Raw genomic sequence first — 485 nt, 5'->3', positions numbered from 1 at the left:
GGCCCCATGGTTGCACCTTCCTTCACCGGCAACCGGCTATCGCGAATCGCATACGGGGTCAGCAAACGGTCACTGACCGCTGCATCCAGTTGTTTGTTCACCAACGCCACCAATGACTGATGGGCATCCGGGTAGCTGTGCACTTCCCCTGCCTGACCGGTACGCACCTGCTCGACAAACTGGCTGCCCTGGGCTACGCCTAAGAGCTGGCCCTTGAGGGTGCCCGGGGTGTTGAGCGAACGCTGTTCTTCCTGCCGCACGATCAACTGCGCAGCGGTATAGCTGTAAGGCTCGCTGAAATCGAACCGATCCTGCAGTTCCGGGGTCAAAGCAATGTGATTGATTGCTACATCGTATTTACCGCTTTCAACGCCCGGCAGCAGGTCATTGCTGTCGGTGATGAGAATCGAGGGAGTCACTTCCAGCTCCTTGGCCAGTAACTCGCCCAGTTCGACGTCGAAACCGGTCAAACGACCGGCCTGCTT

At 58.1% G+C, this 485-nt stretch carries 1 protein-coding gene; it reads right to left on the bottom strand.

The window, feature by feature from the left end:
* Positions 1-485 (bottom strand): transporter substrate-binding domain-containing protein (locus GV819_RS32555; RefSeq protein WP_161760117.1); only part of this gene is annotated, 485 nt, incomplete at both ends.

Source organism: Pseudomonas sp. Fl5BN2 (genome assembly GCF_009908205.1).
Classification (GTDB): domain Bacteria; phylum Pseudomonadota; class Gammaproteobacteria; order Pseudomonadales; family Pseudomonadaceae; genus Aquipseudomonas.
This window is presented reverse-complemented; position numbering and strand designations above follow the sequence as displayed.